Consider the following 22,886-nt stretch of genomic DNA (forward strand, 5'->3'; position numbering starts at 1 on the left):
ATTTAGGCCCCGACCCGACTCCGGAGGGAGTTCTTCTGTTATGTCAACCATGCCACGGCCCCTACCCCGTAATTCAAGGCCGTTCACCCCGAAGGACGCTGTACAGGCAAGTTCGTTGCGCTATTCCTGGGAAAAACTTGAGCTCGTTACGCAACCGATACCTCTAGCCAAATAAATGGGACACACGTACCAGAGTTGGCATACTGGTACTCATGTCCCAATCCGTGTCTCTCGCCGACTATCGCGCCGCGCTGACCACGCCGGGTTCCAGCCGCCCGGTGGTGGCTTCGCTGCTCGCGCGGCTGCCGATCGCGATGATCGGTCTGTCGGCCATGCTCTATGTACAACGGGAGACCGGCTCCTTCGCCATCGCCGGACTGGTTTCCGCCGGGTCGCTGGTCGGGGTTTCGGTGGGCGCGATCATCCAGGGCCGGCTGATCGACAGGCTGGGGCCGACGCGCCCACTGTTGGTCGTGGTCGTGTTGTTCGCCGTCGCGCTGGCCGCGCTCGCGTTCGCGATCGAGGCGCACGCGGCGACACCGGTCCTCGTGCTGCTTGGCGGCGGGATCGGGATCACCGAGCCGATGGTCGGCTCGGCCTCGCGGGCTTTGTGGGGGCGGCTCGTCACGGACGAAGCCGCGAAGAACGCCGCCTTCTCCTACGAGGCGATCAGCATGGAGGTCTTCTTCATCCTCGGCCCCGGACTCGCCGGGTTGCTGGTCGCCGCGCCGTGGCCGGGCACCGGCATGGTCACCGGCGGGCTGTGCATGATCACCGGTGCGACGATGTTCGCGCTCAGCCCGGCCGTGCGGGCGTGGGGCGCGGCACCGGTGACGCACCGGCCGTTGCTCGGCGCGCTCGCGGGGCCGGGGATGCGCACGGTCGCGCTGGCCGCACTCGGGTTCGGCATGGTGATCGGCTTCGTCGAGGTCGCCGTGCCGGCAGCGGCGACCGAGGCCGGACAGCCCACGCTCGGTGGCGTGCTTTTGTCGGCCTGGTCGGTCAGCTCGGTCGCGTTCGGTATCGCGTTCAGCCTGCGCCCGTGGCCACGCCGGATGTCGTTGCGACTGCCGGCGTTACTGGCCGCGTTCGGCCTGCTCGTGGCGTTGCTCGCGTGGCCGTCGACGTTGTGGGGGCTGGCATTGGCGATGCTCGCGGCCGGGGCGATGATCACGCCGCAGTCGGCGACGCATTCGGCCGCGATCGAAATCGTCGCTCCCGAAGGCACCGCCGCGGAGGCATTCGGCTGGGTGCTCACGGCGGTCACGCTCGGCCTGGCGTTCGGCCAGTCGGTGAGCGGTTACCTCGTGGAGCACTCGGGTCCGCCGGCCTCGTTCCTCGCCGCCAGTGCCGCGGCGCTCGTCGTCGCGGCACTCGTCTGGTCGTTGCGCACCACCGTGCGCCGGCCGGCCCGCGAGCGGAGCCTGACCGTCAGCTCATGACTCCGAGCGCAGATACCCGAGCTGGGCGCGCACGCTGTGCTCGGCCGGGGCCCACAGCGCCTGGTCCACGTCGGCGTAGACGTGCTCGACGATCTGGCGTGGCGTGGCGTCCTGGCCGAGCAACTCGAGCGCGGCGCGCACCTGGTTCAGCCGTTCCTCACGGTGGTCGAGGTACTGCCGCGCGGTCGTCTTGAGATCGGCCAGCTCGGGCCCGTGCCCCGGCAACCCACGTAGTCCGGACGGCAGCTCGAGCAACCGCCGCAACGACCGCAGGTACGACCCGAGGTCGGCCAGCACCGTGGTGCCCCGGCCGAGGATCGTGTCCCCGGTGAGCACGTGATCGCCGAACCGCAGGCACACCGAGTCGTCGGTGTGCCCCGGCGTGTGCAGCACCTCGATCTCCAGCCCCGCCGCGGAGATCACCTCACCGTCCACAAAGGACTCATCGCCCTGGCACAGCGCCGGGTCGAACGCGCGCACCGGCGCGCCGACCTGTTCCGCGAGCCACGGCGCGCCCTCGCTGTGGTCGGCATGGTGGTGGGTCAGCACGATCAACGCGACCGGCCCGGCGTCCGCGGCCTTGGTCAGGTGGTCGAGATCGTGGTAACCGGGATCGACGATCACGGATCGGTCCGCGTCGGGCGCGCGCAGCACCCAGGTGTTCGTGCCCTCCAGCGTCATCGAGGAGGGATTGTTCTCCAGCAGCACCGAAACACCGGGGGAAACCTGCCGGAACTGGCCATACGCCGGATGTGTCATTGGTCCCCCATCAGCACGCGGATCCGGTCTCCTTCGCGGATGAGTGTGGGAATGATCGTCTCGATCGTCCGTTCGGCCGCGAACGCCTCGCCGCTGGTGCGAAATCCGGCGAGCTCCTTCAACGTGTACCAGGTCGGCGGCATCAGGGTGCTGCGCCCGGCCTCCGCGTCGGCGAGCGCGTCCTGCGGCCGCTGCCATCCCGAGGACTCGGCTTCGGTGGTCGCGCCATCGGCGTGCTGGCCTTCCGGCAGCACGGCAAGGAAAAAGCGGGTGTCGTAGCGACGCTTCTCCTGGACCGGCGTGACCCAGTGCGCCCAGGGCCGCAACAGGTCCGCGCGCAGGGTCAGCCCGGAGCCGGCAAGAAACCCGGCGAGTGAGAGGTCACGGGATTCCAGCGCCCGGCGTGCGTCCGCGTACCGCGCCGCGTCGGCGACCACACCGCCGTCCGGTCCGGCCAGCAAGACGCCCGACTCCTCGAACATCTCCCGTACGGCCGCACACACCAGCGCCCTGGCAACCGATTCCGTGCCGCCGAACCACTTCGCCCAGTCGCTCGCGGCCGGACCGGCCCAGCGCACCGAGGTGTCCGCGTCCCGCTCGTCGACCCCGCCGCCCGGGAAAACCGTCATCCCCGCGGCGAACGCCATCGCGGCGACCCGCCGTTGCAGGAAGACTTCGATCCCGGCGTCGGTGTCGCGGAGCAGGATCACGGTCGCGGCGTCACGAGGCACCGTGGGCTGTGCCGGCGGGGTGTCGGAGAACGGCAACCCGCCTGGCACGTCGAAACTCAGTTCAGGCACGCCAAGAACTTACGCGCCGGTCAAGCTCCGGAGAACCCGTCGACCCAGCGCGGGTTGTCCTCGCCACCCGAACCGTTGGTCCGGACCTTCGACGCCTCCGACCGCTCCCGCTCCGCGAGCTCGGCGTGCAGCTCGCGCAGCAGCTGGCGGTCACGCTCGGACAGCTGCGGGTCGTTGAGGTCCAGCTCCGGGATCTCGACGATCTCGCCAGGCCCCAGCGTCGCGGACGCGATGGCCTTGCCCTTTTCCGGGTCCTCGGCCAGCGCCGCCCGCAGCTGGGCGACCTCGGCGGACGACAGGTCCGTGGTGGCCTCGACGCGCGCCTCCGGCAGCTCCTCACGCGGGGCGAACTTGTGCCCAGGGCCCTTCGACTTACGCGGCGCCGGTTCGGGTTCCTCGGGTTTCGCGTCGGCCGCGACATGCCGGCCCGGCTTCTCCCGCGCGACGGCCGAGGCCTTCGCCGGAGCGGGCCTGCTCGGCGCGGACGCCACCGTCGATCCGCTGGCCAGCCACACCGCGACGGCCGAGTCGTGGGCCTGCCCGTGGTACCGGTTGCGCTCGGCGCCGGGGCCGGACACCTCGACGACCGTGCGGATCCCGGCACGGCGCAACGCCGCGTCGATCCGGTAGGCCGCGGCGGGCGGGTTGCCCTCGGGACCGATTTCGACCAGCACCACCCGCTGCGGCAGCGGCCCGGGGACGCTGCCCGCCGGTGTGTTGCGCCACACCGCGTGCACAGCACGCACGTCCGGCAGCACCTGCAAGGTGCGGTCGAGCGCTTCGGCGATCCCGCGCTCGGGCTGGTTGTCACCGGTGAAGTGGTGCTGCACGCCGTTGTCCGCTTCGGCGTCGTTGACCGTGAGCTGGTCGGCGAGCGTCGCGTCGGAACGGCTCAGCTCGAGCACGAGGCCGAGCTCGTGTTGCTCGGACTCACGCACCGGCAGCTTGCCCGCGATCAGCGCACCCGTGGTCAGCTCGGCGGCCTCGTCGAGACGAGCCCGTGCCGTCAGCTCCCGCGCTTCGGAAAGGGCGCTGTCGTCCAGCCTTCCGGCCAGCGCGAGCAGCAGGTTGTGCAGCCGCAGCGGAACCGCGAACCCGTCGGCTCCCAGCCCAGCGGCGTCACTGTGGACCTCCACGTTTCTCCTCCCAGCGGCCCGCCGTGGCGGCGAGCCGTTATGCAGCGGCGAGGCGGTGCCCGGTGTCCACTGCTCCGGTGCAGATCAGTTCAGAGCTCGCGAGCGCGGCGCGGTGGTACGCGGGGAGATCGAACTTCGGCGGCATGACTTCGACACTGGGCTCCTCGTCGCCCAGCACTCGCAGCACCCGCTGCAGCTCACCGGTCAGCCTCGGCAGGCCGGCCGTCGCGGTGATCAACAGCACCCGCTTCGGGTCCTCCCCTTCACGGTGCCGCCAGCTCTCCCGTACCTCGCCCACGTCCGGCCGGCCCCGCAACGTTGCGTGCACCAACGCGGACACTGAGTCTACGGAGTTCACCCGATCGGGTGCGCCCCCCGAGAATGTGTACCGGTTCTCGGGAGCGTCGTCCACCCCGAGCGTGGAACTCACCTGATGCCAGTCGGCGCCGTGCGGCACCAGTCCGGCGACCAGCAGGCGATACTCCGGCTGGTCGAGGTCAATATTGTGCTTTAGCAAAGTCCTGGGCAGCGTACGCGCGAGCGTCGTCATCGCGCTCTCGCCCAGCCAGTCGCGGTAGCGCCACAGCAACTGGTCCGGCATCCGGCCGGCCAGACGCAGCAGCAGCTCGTGACAAGCGGCTTCGATGTCCGGATCCATGTCAGACCTCCACGATCAGTTCGACCTCGACCGGCGAGCCCAGCGGCAACTCCGCCACCCCCACCGCCGACCGCGCGTGCGCACCGGCTTCGCCGAAGATCTCGCCCAGCACCTCCGACGCGCCGTTGATCACCGCGGGCTGCCCGGTGAAGCCTTCGGCCGAGGCGACGAACCCGACCACCTTCACCACCCGTGCCACCGCGTCGATCCCGACGAGCGCGTCCACCGCGGCCAGCGCGTTCAGCACACATGTGCGCGCGAGCGTCTTGGCCTCCTCAGGACTCACCTCACCGCCGACCTTGCCGGTCACGGCGAGCTTGCCGTCGACGAACGGCAGCTGCCCCGAGGTGTAGACCTGCGAACCGCTGCGGACGGCCGGCACGTACGCGGCGACCGGCGCCGCGACCCCGGGCAGCTCGATGCCCAGCTGGGCCAGCCGATCGGTCCAACTCATGCCTTCACCCGCTTGAGGTACGCGACGTGCTGTTCGCCACTGGGATTCGGCAGCACCGTCACCAGCTCCCAGCCGTCTTCGCCCCACTGGTCCAGGATCTGCTTGGTCGCGTGGATCAGCAGCGGAACCGTGGCGTACTCCCATTTCGTGGTGCTCATGAGGCCCGAGACTAGCCACCCGGGCAACACGTGACGGAGCCACCCGAGAAGTCTCACGTTCCGTCACCGACAACCGACCCGTACCGCCCGGGTGAATTACGCTGCGGGAGTGAGCACACCCCTGGCCGGCTGGACCGGCGAGCTCGCGCGTGCCCGGCTTCATTTCGTGTCCGGCAAGGGCGGCACCGGCAAGACGACACTCGCGGCTTCGCTGGGGCTCGCGCTCGCCCGTGGCGGCCGCCGCGTGCTGTTGATCGAGGTCGAAGGCCGGCAAGGCTTCGCCCAGCTCTTCGACACCGAGCCGTTGCCGTACGCGGAGCAGCGCGTCGCGTCGGCCCCCGGCGGCGGTGAACTGCGTGCTCTGCACATCGATGTCGAGGCGGCGCTGCTCGAGTACTTCGACATGTTCTACAACCTGGGCTTCGCCGGGCGGACCCTGCGCCGGATGGGTGCGATCGAGTTCGCCACGACACTCGCGCCGGGACTACGAGACGTGCTACTCACCGGCAAGATCAAGGAATGCGTCGGGCGCACCGAATCCGATGGCCGCCACACCTACGACGCCGTCGTCGTGGATGCGCCGCCGACCGGCCGCATCGTGAAGTTCCTCGACGTGACCAAGGCGCTGACCGATCTCGCCCGCACCGGCCCGATCCGTGGCCAGGCCGACGGCGTCGTGCGGCTGCTGCACTCCGGGGAGACCGCGGTGCACCTGGTGACGCTGCTGGAGGAGATGCCGGTGCGCGAAACGGTCGACGCCGTCGCCGAGCTCGATGGTGCAGACCTGCGGCCGGGCGCGGTGTTCGTCAACCGGGTGCGCCCGCCGCGGCTGCCGGCGCGGTCACTGAGCGCGGCCGCGGACGGCCGGGTGGACGCGTCGCGGGTGCGCAGCGGGCTCGCCACGGCAGGGTTGGACCTGCCCGAGGACACCGTGGAGGCACTGGTCGCCGAGACCGTCGAGCACGCCATCGGGATCGCCGCCGAGCAGCGCGCCCGCGAACAGCTCGCCGAAGCCGACCTGCCCACGCTGGAAATTCCCGATCTCACCCACGGGGTCGATGTAGCGGCGCTGTACGACATCGCCGAGGTCCTCATCGAGCAGGGGGTCCGCTGATGCTCGACATGGACAAGCTGATCGACGATCCGGAGACGCGGGTGATCGTGTGCTGCGGTTCGGGCGGGGTCGGCAAGACCACCACCGCCGCCGCGATCGCGCTGCGGGCGGCGGAGCGCGGGCGGCAGACCGTCGTGCTCACCATCGACCCGGCGCGGCGCCTCGCACAAGCACTCGGCCTGCGCGAACTGGGCAACCATCCCCGTCAGGTGAAGGTCGAGGGCTTCGACCCGAAAGGCGAACTGTGGGCGATGATGCTCGACATGCGCCGCACCTTCGACGACATGGTGCGCGCGCACGCCGGGCCCGACCGAGCCGAGCAACTGCTCGCGAATCCCTTCTACCAGACCATTTCCACGTCGTTCTCCGGTACTCAGGAGTACATGGCGATGGAGAAGCTCGGCCAGCTCGCGGCGACCGGCGACTGGGAGCTCATCGTCGTGGACACCCCGCCGAGCCGCTCGGCGCTCGACTTCCTCGACGCGCCGACCCGGCTCTCCAGCGCACTCGACGGGCGCATGATCCGGTTGCTGACCGCGCCGGCGAAGGCCGGCGGCTGGGGTCTGCGGAAGGTCGTGTCCGCGGGATTCACGATGTTCGCGAAAGCGGTTTCGACGATCATCGGCGGGCAGCTGCTCGCCGACGCGTCCGCGTTCATGCAGGCCTTCGACACGATGTTCGGCGGCTTCCGCGAGCGGGCGCGCAAGACCTCCGAGCTGTTGCGGTCCAAGGGCACGGCGTTCCTCGTCGTCGCGTCACCGGAACCGGACGCGCTACGGGAAGCCAGCTACTTCGTGGACCGGCTCTCAGCCGAGTCCATGCCGCTGTCCGGGCTGGTCGCGAACCGGACTCACCCCGTGCTGGCCGAGCTCTCGGCGACCGCGGCGCTGACGGCGGCCGAGCGCGCTGAGCCGAACGCGCCATTGGCCACCGCCGTGCTGCGACTGCATGCAGACCGGGTCGCGGCCGCCGAACGCGAGGAACGGCTGCTCGCACGGTTCACCCGGGCACATCCCGAGGTGCCGATCGTGCGCGTGCCGGCGCTGCCCAGCGACGTGCACGACGTGGCCGGCCTCCGCGACATCGGAGACCGGCTCGCCACCTCTGATTAGCCGCGCGAGTGGACTACACCCTCGCGGACTCCCGTTTCGCCGATTCCAGTAGTTCCGCCCACGACGTGACGCCGGGGCGGCGGCGCAGCAGCGCACGCCGCTCACGTTCCGTCATGCCGCCCCAGATACCGAAGCTGATCCGGCTGTCCAGCGCCTCGGCCAGGCATTCGGTGCGCACGGGACAACCCATGCACACGTTCTTGGCCCGGTTCTGCTCCGCGCCACGGACGAACAGCTCGTCCGGGTCCGTGTCGCGGCACAGCGCGTCGATCCGCCAGCTCCGCTCAGTGGTTTCCATTACCCCCAGCTCCTCACCCTCGGCTCACGTTGGTGGATCACCAGGCGCTTCCCCTGCGCCTTACGTGAGACGTTGACGGACTGTAGAGCGAATCGGTTCCCGCGCCAAGATCTTTCGGATAATTCGTTACCGGAACACCTCGCATCGGACGAGCCGACGTGGTACACGGTCCGGTTCGCGGCGAGCACACAACGGGTCCCACTACGCTGAGCCCGTGCGGAAAACGGATGGTCTGTTCAAGCTGCTCGGTCTGTGCCTGCTCGCGGGGATCCTGACGGCCGGGGTGTTGTTCCCGATCGTCGGCGCCGCCGGGGTGGCGTCGAACAAGGCCAGCGAGACCGTCGACAGCATGTCCGCCGAGCTGGCCAACGTGCCGCCGCCGCTGGTCACCACGATCACCGACTCCGGGGGCCACCCCATCGCGACGCTGTATGACCAGTACCGCATCCCGACCGCCTCGTCGCAGATCAACGAGGCGATGAAGTGGGCGCTGGTGTCGGTTGAGGACAAGCGGTTCTACGAGCACCACGGCGTGGACTGGAAGGGCACGATCCGGGCCGCGCTGAGCAACAGCACCGGTGGCGACACGCAGGGTGCCTCCACGCTGACGCAGCAGTACGTCAAGAACTATCTGATCAACGTCATCTACCGGGACGACGAGATCGGTCAGAAAAAGGCGCAGGAGCAGTCGGTCGCCCGCAAGCTCAAGGAAGCGCGGATCGCGATCCAGCTCGAGACCAAAATGGACAAGGACCAGATCCTTACCAGTTACCTGAATGTCGTCGAGTTCTCCCGCAAGATCTACGGGGTCGGCGCGGCCGCGCAGACGTACTTCAACACCACGCCGGACAAGCTTTCCGTGCCACAGGCGGCATTGCTGGCGGGAATGGTGAACAACCCGCCGTTCTACGACCCGTGGAGTCACCCCGAGCGCGCGACCGAACGCCGCAACCTGGTACTGGATCGTATGGTGGAGAACAGGAAACTCGCGCCGGAGGACGCGGCGAAGTTCAAGACCGAGCCGCTGGGTGTGCTCCCTGACGGGCCGGTCAAACCGGCCGCGAACTGCACCGGCGCCGGGCCGGAGAACGGTTTCTTCTGCCAGTACGTGCAGGATTACCTGCTGACCAACGGAATGTCGAAGGACGACCTGTACTCCGGCGGATACACCATTCGCACCACAATGGACCAGAACGCGCAGCACGCGGCGAAGGTCTCCGCGGAGCAGCAGGTCAACAAGACGCAGAAGAACGTGGCGAACACGTTGTCCTTGGTGCGGCCGGGCAAGGACAAACACGAAGTCGTTGCGCTGGCAGCAAACCGTGACTACGGCCCCGATGCGAGCAAGGGCCAGACCACGTACGCGCTGCCCTCCGATGTGTCCAATGTGACCGGTGCGGGATCGAGCTACAAGATCTTCACCACGGCAGCCGCATTGGAACAGCACAAGACGGGGATCTACGCGACCATCCAAACGCCACAGTCCTATGTGTCGCGGATCTACGTCGGTGGCGGCCAGAGTTGCCCGCTGGTCGCACGCGGAACCCGCGCGTACTGCCTCAGCAACTACGGCGAGGGCAACTACGGTCCCTCGATGCCGTTGCAGCAGGCGCTCGCCACTTCACCCAACACCGGATTCGTGATCCTGGAAGAGCAGGCCGGACTTGGCCCTGTGCTCGATATGGCGCGGCGGCTGGGAATGCGCAACACCATGGCATCGAACCCCGCCACCGGCGGGCCGGTGGATCCGAAGAGCAAAGAAGCCATCCACAACATGACCCAGCAGAAGTACTACGGGCCCGGTGGTGCGTCGAAGGACGGGTTCGGCGCCTTCACCCTCGGCTTCAGTCCGACCAATGGTCTGGAACTGGCGAATGTGGCGGCGACGATCATGAGCGGCGGAGTCTGGTGCCCGCCCACACCGATCGCCGCCGTGTCGAACCGGGACGGCAAACCGATCAAGGTGAAGGAACCGGCGTGCGAGCAGGCCGTGCCGGAGGGGCTGGCGAACAGCCTGGCCGTCGGGATGAGCAAGGACGACACCGACGGCACCTCACGGGCGGCGGCGCAGGCCGCCGGCTGGAACCGGCCGATGATCGGCAAAACCGGGACCACACAGGAAAGTGGTTCGGCCGCGTTCGTCGCTGCGGTCCCGCAAATGGCGGGCGCCGCGATGGTGTTCCGCCCGGACAACCCGTTCGGCGGCCTGTGTGACGGCGCCGGAAACGTCACACCCTGCGCGAACGGCAACATGTTCGGTGGCAAGGCCCCCGCCCGAACCTGGTTCGGCGCGATGAACCAGATCCTGGCCGGGCAACCGGTCATCCCGCTACCCCCATCGGACCCGGCGTACGAACACTGACCCGTATCCTCGGACGTGTGGGTACCGAGGGTGACAGGAAGACCGCAGCCCGGCTGGCTGCGGGGACATTGACGGTCGGCGCGGCGACGCTCGGGTATGCCGTCGGCATCGAGCGGCGGCGCTGGACGTTGCGCACGGCCGAACTGCCGGTGCTCGCCCCCGGGGCGCGGCCACTGCGTGTGCTCCACATCTCCGACCTGCACATGATGCCCGGGCAGAAGTCCAAGCAGCGCTGGGTCGCCGCGCTCGGGGAGCTCCAGCCCGACCTCGTCGTCAACACCGGGGACAACCTCGCCCACCCGCAAGCCGTGCCGTCCGTGTTGCGGGCTCTCGGCAGTCTGCTCGACCGGCCCGGCGTGTTCGTCTTCGGCAGCAACGACTACTACGCGCCCAAACGCAAGAACCCCGCGCGCTACCTGATGCCGCGCGGCAAGAAGAAGCGCATCCACGGCAAGCACCTGCCGTGGCGTGACCTGCGCGCCGCGTTCATCGAGTACGGCTGGCTCGACCTCACCCACGCCCGCCGCAGCATCCCCGTCGACGGACAGACCGTGTTCGCCGCCGGGGTGGACGATCCGCACCTTCGCCGCGACCGCTACCGCGAGATTGCCGGCGCGGCCGACCCCGACGCCGCCCTGCGCATCGGCATCACCCACTCACCCGAGCCACGCGTCCTCGACCCCTTCGCCGCCGATGGCTACGACCTCGTACTGGCCGGCCACACCCACGGGGGCCAGCTACGCATCCCCGGGATCGGCGCCCTCGTCACCAACTGCGAACTCGACCGCTCCCGCGCCCGCGGCGCATCCCGCTGGGGCGCGCACATGTGGCTGCACGTTTCCGCAGGCCTCGGCACCTCGCCGTACGCCCCCGCGCGCTTCGCCTGCCCACCCGAAGCCAGCCTGCTGACCCTCGTCCCACGCGGCAAAACGGACCAGGAAACCGCAGAGGAGACCCGCCGCAACGCCCGCACCACCGTCCGCTAGACTTCTCCTCGGCCCGTTAAGCAGTACCTCGGGGTGTGGCGCAGCTTGGTAGCGTGCCTCGTTCGGGTCGAGGAGGTCGTGGGTTCAAATCCCGCCACCCCGACGAAAGATCTGGGAGATCCCTGTCTGCCACTACGTGCAGACAGGGATCTTTCGTTATTGCATTGGGGGTCGAACCCCCAAACCCCCGGCAGGGAGGGCTTCGCCCCCCTGCACCCCCCTCTCGGTGCCAGATCAGGGCGCATCCCTCTTCAGTGCGCCTCCCTCTTCGTTTTTTTGTTCGTTTTATTTTGTTGCTAGGACTTCTACCCAGCATTGGTGGAAGGAGCCGTCGCCGCCGTTGGCCCAGGCCCAGGCCGAGCGGGCCGCGGAGGCCAGTTGGCTTTGGTCCATGGGCGAGGCCGACAGTGCGGCGTCCAGGCGGGACTCCACGTACCGGGCCAGGTCCCGGTAGGCCATGTCGGGACGAAACCTCGCGTGACTTCGGACTTCCCGGAAGCCGGCCTGTTCGACCATGCCCGCGATGTGCTTGCCGGCGAACGGGTCACCGCCCGCGCGGCGGCGCAGCAGGTAGTGGCCACGCAGGGCCGCCACCACGTTCACCGTCTTCGGCTGCAGTTTCGCCCGACTCCAGTCCGAAGTGGACAGTGCGAGTGTGCCACCCGGTCTCAATACCCGCCGCAGCTCGCGCAGCGCGTCGGCAGGACGGCTCAGGTGCTCGAACAACGCGTGCGCGAACACCAGGTCCACACTTTCCGCCCGCACCGGCAACGCGTACACCGAGCCGGCGACGAGCTCCACAGTGGACTGTGCGGAGAACTGCCGCGGCTCCGCATCCACCCCGAGCACATGCCCCGCCCCGACGACGGCCACGAAACCCCGCGTGATGCTGCCCGGCCCGCACCCGACGTCGAGCACCCGCATCCCCGGTTTCAACGTCCGCAGCACGAATTCCGCCCGATCGCTCGCGCTCCGTGCCGACATCATCGACAGCGCGTCATCGGCGAACCCGGGCGCGTATCCCTCCAGCACACGCCCACCGTACGGGCAGCACCTGGCAGGATCGAGGGGTGACCACTGAGCACCCGCCCGCCGTGATCCCCGACCGCCTCTTCGACGACCCCGCGGCCGAAACCCGCTGGCGAGCCCGCTTCCACGCGCCTCGCCTCTCGGTGCCGCACTGGGCCATCGACGCGCCGGACAAGAACATCTACGTCTCCAACGCCAGCGGCGTCTGGGAGGTGTACGCGTGGGACCGGGCGACCGGCGAGCACCGGCAGGTCACCGACCGCCCCAACGGCACGCTGGCCGCCACGACCGCACCGGACGGTGAGTCGATCTGGTGGTTCAACGACACCGACGGCGACGAGTTCGGCTCGTGGGTACGGGAATCCTTCACCGGCGGCCACGCGGAACGGGCGGTTCCCGACGTGCACGACGGCTACCCAGCGGGCCTCGAGATCGGCAGGCTGCTGACCGCGATCGGTGTCTCGACCGACGACGGCAGCGAGCTGTTCGTGCACACCAACGGCAAGACCGAACGCTTCTACGCGAGCAAAGACGACGCGGGCATCGCGGCGCTGTCCCGCGACGAAAGCCTCATCGCGATCTCCCATTCCGAGCACGGCGACTCCCGCCATCCCGCGGTCCGGGTGCTCGCCGCCAATGGTTTCGCCACGGTGGCCGAAAAATGGGACGGCGAAGGCAAAGGCCTGACGCCGCTGGAGTTCTCACCCGTCGCGGGTGACTCGCGGCTGCTCGTGCTGCACGAACGCCGCGGCCGGGAAGAGTTGCTGGTCTGGGACATCGAGCACGACACCGAGACGGAGCTGAGCCTCGACCTGCCCGGTGAGGTCACCGCCGGCTGGTACCCGCTGGCCGACGCCCTGCTGGTCGTGCACTTTCACGAGGGCCGCAGTTCCCTGTACCGCTACGACCTGAGCGCCCGAGAACTGTCCTCTTTGGACACACCGAAGGGCCGGATCGGCGGTGCCGGCGTCCGTCCGGACGGCACGGTCGAGTACTCGTGGTCCAGTGCCGCACGGCCGACCGTGATCCGCGCCCGTGCCGCGGACGGCACGGATTCGGTCCTGCTGACCCCTCCCGGTGAGCCGGCGCCCGGCTCGGCGCCGGTGGTCGATGCGTTCGTCGAAGGGCCCGGTGGCCGGGTGCACGCGCTCGTCGCGCGGCCGCTCGACGCGCCGGAAGGCCCGGTCCCCACCGTGTTCACCTTGCACGGTGGCCCGCATGCCGCCGACGAGGACCGGTTTTCGGCCTACCGCGCGGCGTGGCTCGACGCCGGGTTCGCGGTCGTCGAGGTCAACTATCGCGGTTCGACCGGCTACGGCACCGCGTGGCGCGACGCGATCGAGGGCCGGCCCGGCCTCACCGAGCTGGAAGACGTCGCCGCGGTCCATGACTGGCTGGTCCACAGTGGACTCGCCGATCCGGCGAAATGCGTGGTGTCCGGTGCTTCCTGGGGCGGGTACCTCACACTGCTGGCGATCGGCACCCAGCCGGACCGGTGGGCGGCGGGGGTGGCGAGCGTGCCGGTCGCGGACTACGTCGCGGCCTACGAAGACGAGATGGAGCAGCTGCGTTCCTTTGACCGTGCGCTTTTCGGCGGGTCCCCGGAGTCCGTTCCCGACGTGTACAAGAAATGCTCGCCCATCACGTACGTCGATGCCGTGCGATCACCGGTGCTGGTTCTCGCCGGGGACAACGACCCGCGCTGCCCGATCCGCCAGATCGAGAACTACCTGGACCGGCTGGCCACCCGGGAAATCCCTTACGAGTTCTACCGTTACGACGCGGGGCACGGCTCACTCGTGATCGCGGAGACCATCAAACAGACCGCGGCCGAAATCCACTTTGCCTTGCGGGCACTGGGGAACTGACCGGTCAGTGGTGGAAGGCTGTGCTGGCCTTCGGATCGTGCGTGGGCCCCGACTGTGCCTGCAGCTCAGGCAGGTCCCGCGAAAGGTCATCGATCAGCAGGTCCGCCAGGTCGTTCGTGAAACCGTTGCGGCACACCACCCGCAGCACGGCAAGATCCGTCCGGTTCGCCGGGAACGTGTACGCGGGCACCAGCCAGCCACGTTCCCGCAGCCGGCGGGACACGTCGAAGACGTCGAATGACGTGACGTCCGGCGTGGTCGTGAAGGCGAACACGGGCAGCTCGTCGCCGCGGGTCAGCAGCCGGAACGGGCCCAGCTCCGCGATCCGGGCCGACAGGCCCATCGCGACATCACGCGAAGCCTGTTGCACCGCACGGAAACCCTCGCGGCCGAGGCGCACGAACGTGTAGTACTGCGCGGCGACCTCGGCGCCGGGTCGCGAGAAGTTCAGCGCGAAAGTCGGCATTTCACCGCCGAGATAGTTCACGTTGAACACCAGCTCCTGCGGCAGCGCGTCATGATTGCGCCACAGCACCCAGCCGACGCCCGGGTACACCAGCCCGTACTTGTGTCCGGAGGTGTTGATCGACGCCACCCGCGGCAGCTGGAAATCCCAGACGAGATCGGGGTCGAGGAACGGCGCGATCATCGCACCGGACGCGCCGTCCACGTGTACCGGGATGTCCCAGCCGGTGCGTCCCGCGAGCTCGTCGAGCGCACCGGCGATCTGTGCGACCGGCTCGTAGCTACCGTCGAAAGTGGACCCAAGAATCGCCACGACACCTATGGTGTTCTCGTCGCAGTGCGCCACGGCTTCTTCCGCGGACAGGTGGAACCGGTCGCCGTCCATCGGCACCAGCCGCGGCTCGACTTCCCAGTACTCGCAGAACTTTTCCCAGCACACCTGGACGTTCGCGCCCATCACCAGGTTCGGCCTGCCGGTGCGCCCGAGCTTCGACCAGCGCCGCTTGAGCGCCATCCCGGCGAGCATGCACGCCTCCGACGAGCCGGTGGTCGAGCAGCCGATCACGTCGGCCTGGTCCGGCGCGTGCCACAGGTCGGCAAGGATCGACACGCAGCGCCGCTCGAGATCGGCGGTCTGCGGGTATTCATCCTTGTCGATCATGTTCTTGTCCACGCACTCGGCCATCAGGTCGCGCGCCTGCGGCTCCATCCATGTCGTGACGAACGTGGCGAGGTTGAGCCGCGCGTTGCCGTCAAGGAGGAGCTCGTCGCGGACGAGCTGCAACGCGGTGTCCGCGGGCAACGGCTCCTCGGCGAGGCGGTGATGCGGCAACGTCAGCGTCGCGGCGAATGCCGGATTCCTTCCGCCCACCAACGGGTTGCTGCCGCCGCGCCGGTTCGCCTGGTTCGTGTTTCCCGAGTGCAGGACCATGTACGGAACATAGCTCCCCGGCAACAAGATCGCTGAGCGCACAAAAATGCCGTGAGGGGAAATTCCCCTCACGGCATCCGGGTTCATGCCTGCTGGGCCTGCCACATCCAGTGGGCTTCTTCCAGCTCCCGGGTGATCTCGATCAACAGGTCCTGGGTGACCAGATCACTCTTGTCGGTCTCGTCGATGCGCTTGCGCAGCCGGGCGATCTCCTCGGCAAGGATCTGCACGATCGCGGCGACGGTCGACTCGACGCTCTGCCAGTTGTCCGGATACTCCGGGAGCCCGGAACTTTCCACCACCGTCTTCGCCTTGCCGTTGGGCGAAACACCGATGGCATTGGCACGCTCGGCGACCTCGTCGACATACTTGCGCGCCGTGGCCACCAGCTCGTCGAGCTGCAGGTGCACGCTGCGGAAGTTCGCACCCACCACGTTCCAGTGGGCCTGCTTGCCGATCAGCGACAGGTCGACGAGGTCGACCAGCGTGGCCTGCAGGGCGTTTCCGGTGAGCTCCTTGTCGCTCGCGGGCAGCGGGCTCTTGATGGGAGAGTTCGCCATTACGGAATTCCTCTCGCTCAAGAGGTCTTGGCGGTCACCTCGACCTCGATGTTGCCTCGGGTAGCACGGGAGTACGGGCACACCTGATGCGCCTGCGCGACCAGCGAACTGGCCTGCCCCTGCTCCAGCCCGGGCAGCACGGCCTCCAGTTTCACGGCCAGCTCGAAGGCGTCACCGTCTTTGCCGATGGTCACCTCGGCGGTGACAGTGGTGCCGTTGAGCTTGACGTTCGTCTGACGTGCGACCGCCTGCAACGCGCTGTGAAAGCAGGCCGAGTAGCCGGCCGCAAACAGCTGTTCGGGGTTGGTGCGCTCCCCACCCGGCCCACCCATCTCCTTGGGGATCGCCAGCTGCTCGTCGATCACTCCGTCCGACGAGGTGACCTCGCCGTTGCGACCATCACCGCGCGACGTCGCGACCGCTGTGTACAGGGCTTCCACTGTGTCCGTACCTCCTGATTCGTGGGGAGCAAAGCCTCCCACTGGTGACAACCGTCCGCAGGGCGCGCACGTTCCCCGGCGCACACGTCACCGTCACGTGAGTACCCAGCAGGAGGCCGTGCTAATCGATCAAGCCTGGCGGGCGCGGGCGAACTCCGTCACGTGCTGCCCGATGAGGCGCAGCGTGCCGACCACCTTCTCGTCCGATGCGCCGCCCGCTTCGTCGAACTTGACCTCGGCGGAGTTGACCGAACCGCCCAGCGGGGTCGGCCAGCCACGCAGGGCATGCGCGATCGTGCGCAACTGGTCGAGCGTGGTCACGGCCGCCTGCCAGCCGTACGCGACCGCGACCAGGCCGACCCCGCGGCCCTCGAGGTACGGGCGGGTGTCGGGGCGCAGGTCCTCGATGTAGTCGAGCGCGTTCTTGATCAGGCCGGACAGAGCACCGTGATAACCCGGCGAAACGATGATCAGCCCGTCGGCGGCACGAACGGCTTCGATGAACCGCTCGGCCTCGGGCGTGCGCTCGACGAGCGCGGAATCGTAGAAGGGGAAGGCAAGATCGTTGCCCGTGATCGCTTGCGTTCGCGCGCCGGCTTCTTCCGCGCCGGCAAGCGCGATGCGCAGCGCGCGCTCCGACTGCGAGCCGGCACGTAGGGAACCACCGATACCGAGGATGTGGGGCGCCGAGGAGGAAGTCACTTTCTGAGGCTAGCTGCTCGACTTAACTGGAGGTCCAGGTTTTGGGACGGAGACCGTGGTCACAGGGTGGCCATCCGGGCTACTCGTCGGTAACGTGGGGGCTCGTGGTCAACACTCTCCGGTCCCGCGTCGAAGCAGCCGGGGCCCAGCTGGCCTTCGGGCTGCCGCGTCCGGTGCGCCGGCTCATCGCCGGCCGGCCCATCCAGGTCGACGGCCAGGTGCTTTCGCTCGATGCCCAGCTCCTGTTGCGGCTCCAGCAGTTCTCGGGCGTGGCGATGTCGAAGCGGACTCCCGAGCTGGCACGGCAGGTACTCGCCCGTTCCCACCATCTGGTCAGCGGCGCCCCGATCGAGCCGGTCGGCAAGCGGGAGCTGACGATCCCCGACGACAACGGCGGCATCCCGGCGACCCTGTACACACCGCAAGGTCTGCCGGGGAACTCCGGGCTGCTGGTCTTCTACCACGGCGGCGGCTGGGTGATCGGTACTCGCGAAAGTCACGACAACGCGGCGCGCTTCTTCGCCAAGTACGCGGGGGTGCGGGTGCTGTCGATCGAGTACCGGCTCGCGCCCGAACACCCGTTCCCGGCGGCTGCGGACGACGCAGTGACCGCGTTCGAATTCGCCTACGCCAAGGCGCAGGACCTCGGCGCCGCCCCCGATCGCATCGCCGTGGGCGGGGACAGCGCGGGCGGGAACCTCGCTGCCGTCGCCGCGCAGGTCATGACCGGCAGAGGTGGTCCGGCACCGGCCTTCCAGTTGCTTCTCTACCCGGGCGTCGACGCCTCGACGCGCCGCCGGTCGAGGGAGTTGTTCGGCAGCGGGTTCTTCCTGACCGACGCGGATATGACGTGGTTCATCGACCACTACGCCCCGACCGGGACCGACCGCACCGATCCGCGTCTTTCCCCGTTGCTGACCGAGGATTTCTCCGGTCTGCCACCGGCCTACATCGCGACCGCCGGTTTCGATCCGCTGCGCGACGAAGGCGAGGCCTACGGCGAAAAGCTGCGGGCGGCGGGGGTGCCGGTCGCGGTGAGCCGCCAGGCGGATCTCATCCACGGGTACGTCAATTTCCTTGGGATCGGCCGCCGGTTCCGCGAAGCGACCGCCGAGGCGGCGGGTGCCTTGCGGCTGGGATTGTCCGGCCTCAAATGACGACCGGGGCCTGGCGTCGTGACACGCCAGGCCCCGGGCCCCCTCACCAGTGCTGACTTACACGCCCGGCAGCCCCGGCACCGGCAGCGACGGCGCGCCCGGCGTGGGCAGGCTCGGCGCGCCCCCCACCGGCAGTCCCGGCACCGGCAGCGACGGCACCCCACCGCCGAGCAGGCCCCCGAGCAAGGTGGTGACCAGCGTCAGCAGGCTCTTGAGCAGGTTGGTGACGATGTTCAGCGGCGGCGGCAGGTCCGGCAGATCGGGTACCGGCACCGGCAACTGGCGCGCGGTGGGCGCCTGCGACGGGTCAGCCAGGACGCGGCTGCTGTCGCTCGCGAGGCTCCGCGCGTCCGCCGCCTGCTGTTGCCGATCCGCCTGGATCGAGTACTTCTGTCCCGCGGCGAGGTCCCCAAGGACCGGGTCGAGCCGGTCGAGCGAGCGCTGGGTGCCTGCCACGTCGGCGCCGTAGGCGGCCCTGGTCAACTGGTCGCGAAGCTGCAGGACCTGCTGGCCGACCGCCTCCGTGCTCGAGGTGCCCTTGCCCTCCGCTGACGCGATCCCGGCTCCGGCCATCGCGAGCACGCTTCCCGCCACCGCAATGGCGGTGATCCGGGCGAACTTGCCTTTCATTCCCTAACCTCCTGGCCTCTGTGGACCTAACGGGGTTATGGGTACCGGCGCGGTCAGATGGTCACCACTCGATCACCCGACCGGGACAATGAGTCACCCTTACGTGCCGGAATCGAATCGCCGAAATTTTGCACCAATTGATGAACAGGTTCGCAGCACGATTAGCCCGATGATCAAAAACGCGAGGAAGGGGCGTCGCGCTGCGTGGCCGACCAACCCCGCGGACACGTGGCGACCACCCGATGCAGTGCATTCGGTGAGGCCTCGCCCTGATCACACCGCAGTGATCATGAAAAAATTTCCCACTTGTGGAGTCGCGGGCGCCCCATTTGTCGCAGCGGCCATACGGCTCCGTGGTGGGAGTCCTGTTATCAATCCGACCAAAAGTAGGCAGGCCCCGAGCGACACGTAACCGTTGCCGCGCAAGCCGGATAGCCGTGACTGTGGTCGGATTGGTAACGAACGGCTCAGTACTCGGTCGCGCCGGCCGGTTCCTTACGGCCGAGTGCGACGCAGTCCGCGCACAAACCCCAGAAGACGACTTCTGCCCTGTCCACCACGAAGCCCGCCGCCTGACCGGGTTCGAGACAGTCCGCCACGCCATGCACGGAATCGACGTCATCGGTGCGGCCGCAGCTGCGGCACACCACGTGGTGATGATTGTCGGCGGCCCGGGTCTCGAAGCGTGCCGGGTGCCCGGCAGGCTCGATGCGCCGCACCAGTGCGGCCCTCGCGCACGCGTGCAGCACGTCGTAGACGGCTTGAGTGGACACCGAGCCGAGCACCTGCCGCACACCGTCGGCGACCTGGTCGGCCGTGGTGTGCGGATGCTCGGCAAGCCACTCGAGGACGGCGACTCGTGGCGCGGTGATCCGCAGGCCGGCGGCCTTGAGCCGGGCCCGTGCGGAGATTCCCTGGTCTGACATGACTCAGCCAGCTTGCGCCACTTTCTGGAACCGGTCAAGAATGGCGCGCGGAGATCACCGTCTGCGACCGTCTGGCTGTTGCGCCTCGGGTGGTTTTCCGGGCGGCCTGATCGTTCACGGCCGCACCGGTAGCTTGAGCGCATGAAACTCGTGTACGGCATGGCCGCCGCGGCGCTCTTGCTCACCGGCTGCGCTCAGGTCGATTCGGCGACGGACAAAGCCAGCCTGTGCTCCGAAGCGCTCGGACTGTCCAACCTGAACCCGAACCTGAGCCCCGACGAACTCGCGCGACAGGCGCAGGACAAGGCGAACCGGTTGCGGGAGCTGGCAAATCGGGCCGCTGATCAGGATCTCAAGCAGAATCTGAGCAGTATCGCGGATTCCTATGTGGCGTTGGAAAAGCAGCAGGCCTCACGGCTCGCCGACGTCAACGAGTGGGTGCAGCGGAACGCGCAGAACATCGACGCACTCCGGAAGGCGTGCTTCTAGCGGCTCACTGTTCGACGGTTTTCCACCAGCGCATGGTGAAGGCGGCACCCGCCAGCACGATGACGGCCGTGAACGCGACCCAGCCGATCGGGAAACTCCCGCCCGTGCCGGCCTTCTCCGCGGCCGGCGCGACCGCCGGTGCGGCGGCGACCAGGCCGATCTTGACCGTCAGGTCCTCGCGCGGCTTCGGGCCGACAGTGATCGGCGGCATGCAGCCGTTGTCCACGCCCGGCACCCGGAAGGTCGCGAACTGCGGCGGCAGCTGCGCGAGATCGACGCACACCTGGTCGGAACCGTCCGGCAGATCGTCGAGCAGATAGCCGCCGTCGGCGCCGGTGCGGGTGGTGGCGACGACGCGCCCGGCTGCGTCCTTCATGGTGACCGTCAGGCCGGCCGCGCCGGGCTCGTCGGGATCCCGTTCACCGTTGGCGTTGCGGTCGAACCACACGAGCTCGCCGACCCGGTTGCGCGCGGCGACCACCCCTGCGTCCAAAGTGGACTCATCGCGGTGGCCGACGCCGACTGTCACCGCCTGGGTGCAGGAAGTACTGAGGCTGACGTCGGAATCCCTGACCTCGTCGCCGGCACGTGGTTTGGACCATTGTCCGCCTGCGTACGCGGGCGGCAAACCCTTGGGATCAAAGCAGACCTGGTAGGCCCCGTCGGGAATTCCCTTGAACGAGTAGGCACCGTCCGCACCCGTCGTCGTGGTCGCCACATCCCCGCCGTCCTTGACCAGCCGGACCGGCACACCGGCGATACCGGCCTCCGTCGGGTCCTGCGCGCCGTTTCGGTTGCTGTCGAACCACACCCGGTCCCCGATCCGGTTCGGCGGCGCGGCGAGCCCCGTGCTGAGCGAGGTGCCTTCCCGCTTGCCCAGACCGACCGTCACCGTGCGGGTGCAGCCGGTCGCCGGGTTCGCAGCGGAGGAGTTGACGTACTTGGCAGGAGTGAAGTCGGCAACGGGCTCGGGGAGATTGCCGAGGTCGAAACACACCTGGTACGCACCGTCCGGCACGTCGTCGAAAGAGTAGGCGCCGTCCGGCCCGGTGGTGGTCAACGCCAGCTGACTGCCGTCGTCGCCACGCAGTTTCACCGGGACACCGGCGATCCCCGGCTCGTCGGGATCCGGCACGCCATCGGTGTTGAGGTCCGACCAGACCTTGGCGGCGATGCGGTTGACCGGTGGCGCCAGCCCCGCGTCGAGCGTGCGGTCCTGGATGTGCGCGGCTTTCAGTTCGACCGGTGCGGTGCAGCCGGTGGCCGGATCGGGCGCCGAGTCCTGGCCCGGATTTCCGGCCCGCGGTTTGGTCAGCTGGTAGTCGGCGTACTGCACGGGCAACTTCGTCACGTCGAAACAGACTTTGTAGGTGCCGTCCGGCAGATGCGAGAAGGCGTACTGCCCGTGCGGGCCGGTGGTGGTGGCGACAATGACCGCGCCATCGGCGTTCTGCAGGGAAACGCCGACCCCGGCGACGCCCGGCTCTCCCGGATCCTGCACCCCGTTCCGGTTGACGTCCGCCCACACCAGGTCGCCTGCCTCGTTCAGTCCGCCAACCACACCGGCGTCCACCGTGTCGTCGACCGAGCCCGGCGGGCCGGTGGTCACCCTGACCGAGCCGGTCCCGGGGTCCACATTGGAATCGATATCCGGCAGGACACTCGCCAGCGGAGTGGTCCACCGCAGACCGTCGACGGCGGGCGTGCCCGGCAGACCTGACGTGTCCACATGGGAAAAGTCGAACTTGACAGTGAAACAGGTGTTCGGCACCAGGCCGTCCGCCGGACCGAACAGGTAACGCCCGTCGGCGTCAGTCGTCTTCTCCGCCAGTGGGCCGCCCGTGCCGTCGCACGGCAGCAACTGCACGCGCACGCCCGGAAGCGCGGGCTCGTCACCGTCCTGCACGCCGTCGCCGTCGGTGTCGAACCAGACCCGGTCACCGAGCTGCACATCGCCTGTGCCACCGCCGACCGCGATCGTCACGTTCGCCGCCTTGCCCCCGGACACGTCGACGAACTCGGTCATCCCGGCCAGTCCTGGCCCTTGCGGCGCGGGTTTCACGCCGTTCATGGTCGGCGGGATCGACGCATCGACGCGGTACCGGCCGCCGGAGAGCGCCTTCGTCGGGATCACCACGGATCCTTCGGGGCCGGTGGTGCCGCTCGCGCTGGCACCTGAGGGATCCGTGGCGACGACGAGAATCCCGGCGACGCCGGCGTTGTTCTGGTCCGGGCGCACGACACGCACCGTCAGCGGACCATCGGCGTCGTCGGCGGTCGCCTGCGTGGGCAGCCCGCTCACCATGAGCAGCGCCACGACGGCGACGATCACGTGCCTCACGACAGCTCCCCGACTTACCCCGCTGAAAGACTGCGCCCACAGTAAAGGCGGACCAGCCGATCTTCGGGG

23 protein-coding genes and 1 tRNA gene are annotated in these 22,886 nt (G+C 68.7%); 9 read left to right on the forward strand and 15 right to left on the reverse strand.

What is annotated here, in order from left to right; translation table 11 throughout:
- The first annotated feature begins 212 nt into the window (after nucleotides 1–212).
- Nucleotides 213–1,442, forward strand: coding sequence for an MFS transporter (locus tag GKO32_RS18515; protein WP_154758140.1), 1,230 nt, complete (start codon nucleotides 213–215; stop codon nucleotides 1,440–1,442).
- On the opposite strand, the gene GKO32_RS18520 is transcribed toward GKO32_RS18515, so the two are convergent.
- From GKO32_RS18520 to sp36, 6 genes are read right to left on the reverse strand one after another with little or no spacing between them, the layout of a single operon-like run.
- The gene (locus tag GKO32_RS18520; RefSeq protein ID WP_154758141.1) at nucleotides 1,437–2,201 is read right to left on the reverse strand and encodes an MBL fold metallo-hydrolase; all 765 of its coding nucleotides are present in this window, start codon (nucleotides 2,199–2,201) and stop codon (nucleotides 1,437–1,439) included. The genes GKO32_RS18515 and GKO32_RS18520 overlap by 6 nt on opposite strands.
- Nucleotides 2,198–3,001, reverse strand: coding sequence for an NUDIX hydrolase (locus tag GKO32_RS18525; protein ID WP_376765974.1), 804 nt, complete (start codon nucleotides 2,999–3,001; stop codon nucleotides 2,198–2,200). Before GKO32_RS18525 ends, GKO32_RS18520 begins: the two co-directional genes overlap by 4 nt.
- A gap of 20 nt (nucleotides 3,002–3,021) precedes the next feature.
- Complete coding sequence (locus GKO32_RS18530) at nucleotides 3,022–4,137, reverse strand: hypothetical protein (protein WP_312868087.1); 1,116 nt, start codon at nucleotides 4,135–4,137, stop codon at nucleotides 3,022–3,024.
- A 37-nt stretch (nucleotides 4,138–4,174) separates the two neighbouring features.
- A complete protein-coding gene (locus tag GKO32_RS18535; protein ID WP_154758143.1) occupies nucleotides 4,175–4,795 on the reverse strand; it encodes a hypothetical protein in 621 nt (206 codons plus the stop codon).
- 1 nt (nucleotide 4,796) lies between these two features.
- Nucleotides 4,797–5,249, reverse strand: coding sequence for a RidA family protein (locus GKO32_RS18540; protein ID WP_154758144.1), 453 nt, complete (start codon nucleotides 5,247–5,249; stop codon nucleotides 4,797–4,799).
- Nucleotides 5,246–5,407 carry a Sp36 family protein gene (gene sp36 / locus GKO32_RS18545; protein WP_154758145.1) on the reverse strand — a complete coding sequence of 54 codons (162 nt, stop codon included), beginning with the start codon at nucleotides 5,405–5,407 and terminating at the stop codon, nucleotides 5,246–5,248. The genes GKO32_RS18540 and sp36 overlap by 4 nt, the downstream gene beginning before the upstream one ends.
- 109 nt (nucleotides 5,408–5,516) lie before the next feature.
- Between sp36 and bagA the strand changes: the two genes are divergently transcribed.
- Nucleotides 5,517–6,521 carry an ATPase BagA gene (gene bagA, locus GKO32_RS18550; RefSeq protein WP_312868088.1) on the forward strand — a complete coding sequence of 335 codons (1,005 nt, stop codon included), beginning with the start codon at nucleotides 5,517–5,519 and terminating at the stop codon, nucleotides 6,519–6,521.
- Nucleotides 6,521–7,633 carry an ATPase BagB gene (gene bagB / locus GKO32_RS18555; RefSeq protein WP_154758146.1) on the forward strand — a complete coding sequence of 371 codons (1,113 nt, stop codon included), beginning with the start codon at nucleotides 6,521–6,523 and terminating at the stop codon, nucleotides 7,631–7,633. Before bagA ends, bagB begins: the two co-directional genes overlap by 1 nt.
- A gap of 13 nt (nucleotides 7,634–7,646) precedes the next feature.
- Here bagB and GKO32_RS18560 read toward each other — a convergent pair whose 3' ends face one another.
- Nucleotides 7,647–7,931: a WhiB family transcriptional regulator gene (locus GKO32_RS18560; protein WP_154758147.1), complete on the reverse strand. Its 285-nt coding sequence runs from the start codon at nucleotides 7,929–7,931 to the stop codon at nucleotides 7,647–7,649.
- 214 nt (nucleotides 7,932–8,145) lie between these two features.
- Here GKO32_RS18560 and GKO32_RS18565 point away from each other — a divergent pair, with 214 nt between their 5' ends.
- The 3 genes from GKO32_RS18565 to GKO32_RS18575 all read left to right on the forward strand — a co-directional run bounded on the left by GKO32_RS18565 (nucleotide 8,146) and on the right by GKO32_RS18575 (nucleotide 11,382).
- Complete coding sequence (locus GKO32_RS18565) at nucleotides 8,146–10,293, forward strand: transglycosylase domain-containing protein (protein WP_312868089.1); 2,148 nt, start codon at nucleotides 8,146–8,148, stop codon at nucleotides 10,291–10,293.
- A 17-nt stretch (nucleotides 10,294–10,310) separates the two neighbouring features.
- Nucleotides 10,311–11,279: a metallophosphoesterase gene (locus tag GKO32_RS18570; protein ID WP_376765975.1), complete on the forward strand. Its 969-nt coding sequence runs from the start codon at nucleotides 10,311–10,313 to the stop codon at nucleotides 11,277–11,279.
- Nucleotides 11,280–11,308: 29 nt separating this feature from the next.
- Nucleotides 11,309–11,382, forward strand: a tRNA-Pro gene (locus GKO32_RS18575).
- 182 nt (nucleotides 11,383–11,564) lie between these two features.
- On the opposite strand, the gene GKO32_RS18580 is transcribed toward GKO32_RS18575, so the two are convergent.
- Complete coding sequence (locus GKO32_RS18580; protein ID WP_312868090.1) at nucleotides 11,565–12,311, reverse strand: class I SAM-dependent methyltransferase; 747 nt, start codon at nucleotides 12,309–12,311, stop codon at nucleotides 11,565–11,567.
- 38 nt (nucleotides 12,312–12,349) lie between these two features.
- Between GKO32_RS18580 and GKO32_RS18585 the strand changes: the two genes are divergently transcribed.
- Complete coding sequence (locus GKO32_RS18585) at nucleotides 12,350–14,176, forward strand: S9 family peptidase (protein WP_312868091.1); 1,827 nt, start codon at nucleotides 12,350–12,352, stop codon at nucleotides 14,174–14,176.
- Between the two features lie 4 nt (nucleotides 14,177–14,180).
- Here the strand turns inward: GKO32_RS18585 and gad are convergent, their stop codons facing one another.
- The 4 genes from gad to GKO32_RS18605 all read right to left on the reverse strand — a co-directional run bounded on the left by gad (nucleotide 14,181) and on the right by GKO32_RS18605 (nucleotide 17,274).
- Nucleotides 14,181–15,572 (reverse strand): glutamate decarboxylase, encoded by a 1,392-nt coding sequence (gad, locus tag GKO32_RS18590; protein ID WP_154758148.1) that lies wholly within the window; start codon nucleotides 15,570–15,572, stop codon nucleotides 14,181–14,183.
- Between the two features lie 83 nt (nucleotides 15,573–15,655).
- Entirely contained in the window at nucleotides 15,656–16,132 is a 477-nt protein-coding gene (locus GKO32_RS18595) for a Dps family protein (RefSeq protein ID WP_154758149.1), read from the reverse strand.
- Between the two features lie 17 nt (nucleotides 16,133–16,149).
- Nucleotides 16,150–16,572 (reverse strand): organic hydroperoxide resistance protein, encoded by a 423-nt coding sequence (locus tag GKO32_RS18600; protein WP_312868093.1) that lies wholly within the window; start codon nucleotides 16,570–16,572, stop codon nucleotides 16,150–16,152.
- Nucleotides 16,573–16,701: 129 nt separating this feature from the next.
- Nucleotides 16,702–17,274: an NADPH-dependent FMN reductase gene (locus GKO32_RS18605; RefSeq protein WP_312868094.1), complete on the reverse strand. Its 573-nt coding sequence runs from the start codon at nucleotides 17,272–17,274 to the stop codon at nucleotides 16,702–16,704.
- Nucleotides 17,275–17,378: 104 nt separating this feature from the next.
- On the opposite strand from GKO32_RS18605, the gene GKO32_RS18610 reads away from it, so the two are divergent.
- Complete coding sequence (locus tag GKO32_RS18610) at nucleotides 17,379–18,431, forward strand: alpha/beta hydrolase (protein ID WP_312868095.1); 1,053 nt, start codon at nucleotides 17,379–17,381, stop codon at nucleotides 18,429–18,431.
- A gap of 57 nt (nucleotides 18,432–18,488) precedes the next feature.
- On the opposite strand, the gene GKO32_RS18615 is transcribed toward GKO32_RS18610, so the two are convergent.
- Together GKO32_RS18615 and GKO32_RS18620 are read right to left on the reverse strand one after the other, a co-directional pair.
- A complete protein-coding gene (locus GKO32_RS18615; RefSeq protein WP_154758152.1) occupies nucleotides 18,489–19,061 on the reverse strand; it encodes a hypothetical protein in 573 nt (190 codons plus the stop codon).
- Between the two features lie 467 nt (nucleotides 19,062–19,528).
- Nucleotides 19,529–19,987: a Fur family transcriptional regulator gene (locus GKO32_RS18620; protein WP_154758153.1), complete on the reverse strand. Its 459-nt coding sequence runs from the start codon at nucleotides 19,985–19,987 to the stop codon at nucleotides 19,529–19,531.
- A gap of 141 nt (nucleotides 19,988–20,128) precedes the next feature.
- Between GKO32_RS18620 and GKO32_RS18625 the strand changes: the two genes are divergently transcribed.
- A complete protein-coding gene (locus GKO32_RS18625) occupies nucleotides 20,129–20,476 on the forward strand; it encodes a DUF8711 family protein (protein ID WP_246244065.1) in 348 nt (115 codons plus the stop codon).
- Between the two features lie 4 nt (nucleotides 20,477–20,480).
- On the opposite strand, the gene GKO32_RS18630 is transcribed toward GKO32_RS18625, so the two are convergent.
- Nucleotides 20,481–22,817, reverse strand: a complete 2,337-nt coding sequence (locus tag GKO32_RS18630; RefSeq protein WP_312868096.1) for an SdrD B-like domain-containing protein — start codon at nucleotides 22,815–22,817, stop codon at nucleotides 20,481–20,483.
- Nucleotides 22,818–22,886: the final 69 nt, after the last annotated feature.

This window comes from Amycolatopsis pithecellobii, from assembly GCF_009707865.1.
GTDB classification, from domain to species: domain Bacteria; phylum Actinomycetota; class Actinomycetes; order Mycobacteriales; family Pseudonocardiaceae; genus Amycolatopsis_E; species Amycolatopsis_E pithecellobii.

Excerpts from the sequence above, each read along its gene's own strand:
- GKO32_RS18515 (WP_154758140.1), top strand. The coding sequence starts at position 213 with ATGTCCCAATCCGTGTCTCTCGCCGACTATCGCGCCGCGCTGACCACG.
- GKO32_RS18520 (WP_154758141.1), bottom strand. The coding sequence starts at position 2,201 with ATGACACATCCGGCGTATGGCCAGTTCCGGCAGGTTTCCCCCGGTGTT.
- GKO32_RS18535 (WP_154758143.1), bottom strand. The coding sequence starts at position 4,795 with ATGGATCCGGACATCGAAGCCGCTTGTCACGAGCTGCTGCTGCGTCTG.
- GKO32_RS18540 (WP_154758144.1), bottom strand. The coding sequence starts at position 5,249 with ATGAGTTGGACCGATCGGCTGGCCCAGCTGGGCATCGAGCTGCCCGGG.
- sp36 (WP_154758145.1), bottom strand. The coding sequence starts at position 5,407 with ATGAGCACCACGAAATGGGAGTACGCCACGGTTCCGCTGCTGATCCAC.
- bagB (WP_154758146.1), top strand. The coding sequence starts at position 6,521 with ATGCTCGACATGGACAAGCTGATCGACGATCCGGAGACGCGGGTGATC.
- GKO32_RS18560 (WP_154758147.1), bottom strand. The coding sequence starts at position 7,931 with ATGGAAACCACTGAGCGGAGCTGGCGGATCGACGCGCTGTGCCGCGAC.
- gad (WP_154758148.1), bottom strand. The coding sequence starts at position 15,572 with ATGGTCCTGCACTCGGGAAACACGAACCAGGCGAACCGGCGCGGCGGC.
- GKO32_RS18595 (WP_154758149.1), bottom strand. The coding sequence starts at position 16,132 with ATGGCGAACTCTCCCATCAAGAGCCCGCTGCCCGCGAGCGACAAGGAG.
- GKO32_RS18615 (WP_154758152.1), bottom strand. The coding sequence starts at position 19,061 with ATGAAAGGCAAGTTCGCCCGGATCACCGCCATTGCGGTGGCGGGAAGC.
- GKO32_RS18620 (WP_154758153.1), bottom strand. The coding sequence starts at position 19,987 with ATGTCAGACCAGGGAATCTCCGCACGGGCCCGGCTCAAGGCCGCCGGC.
- GKO32_RS18625 (WP_246244065.1), top strand. The coding sequence starts at position 20,129 with ATGAAACTCGTGTACGGCATGGCCGCCGCGGCGCTCTTGCTCACCGGC.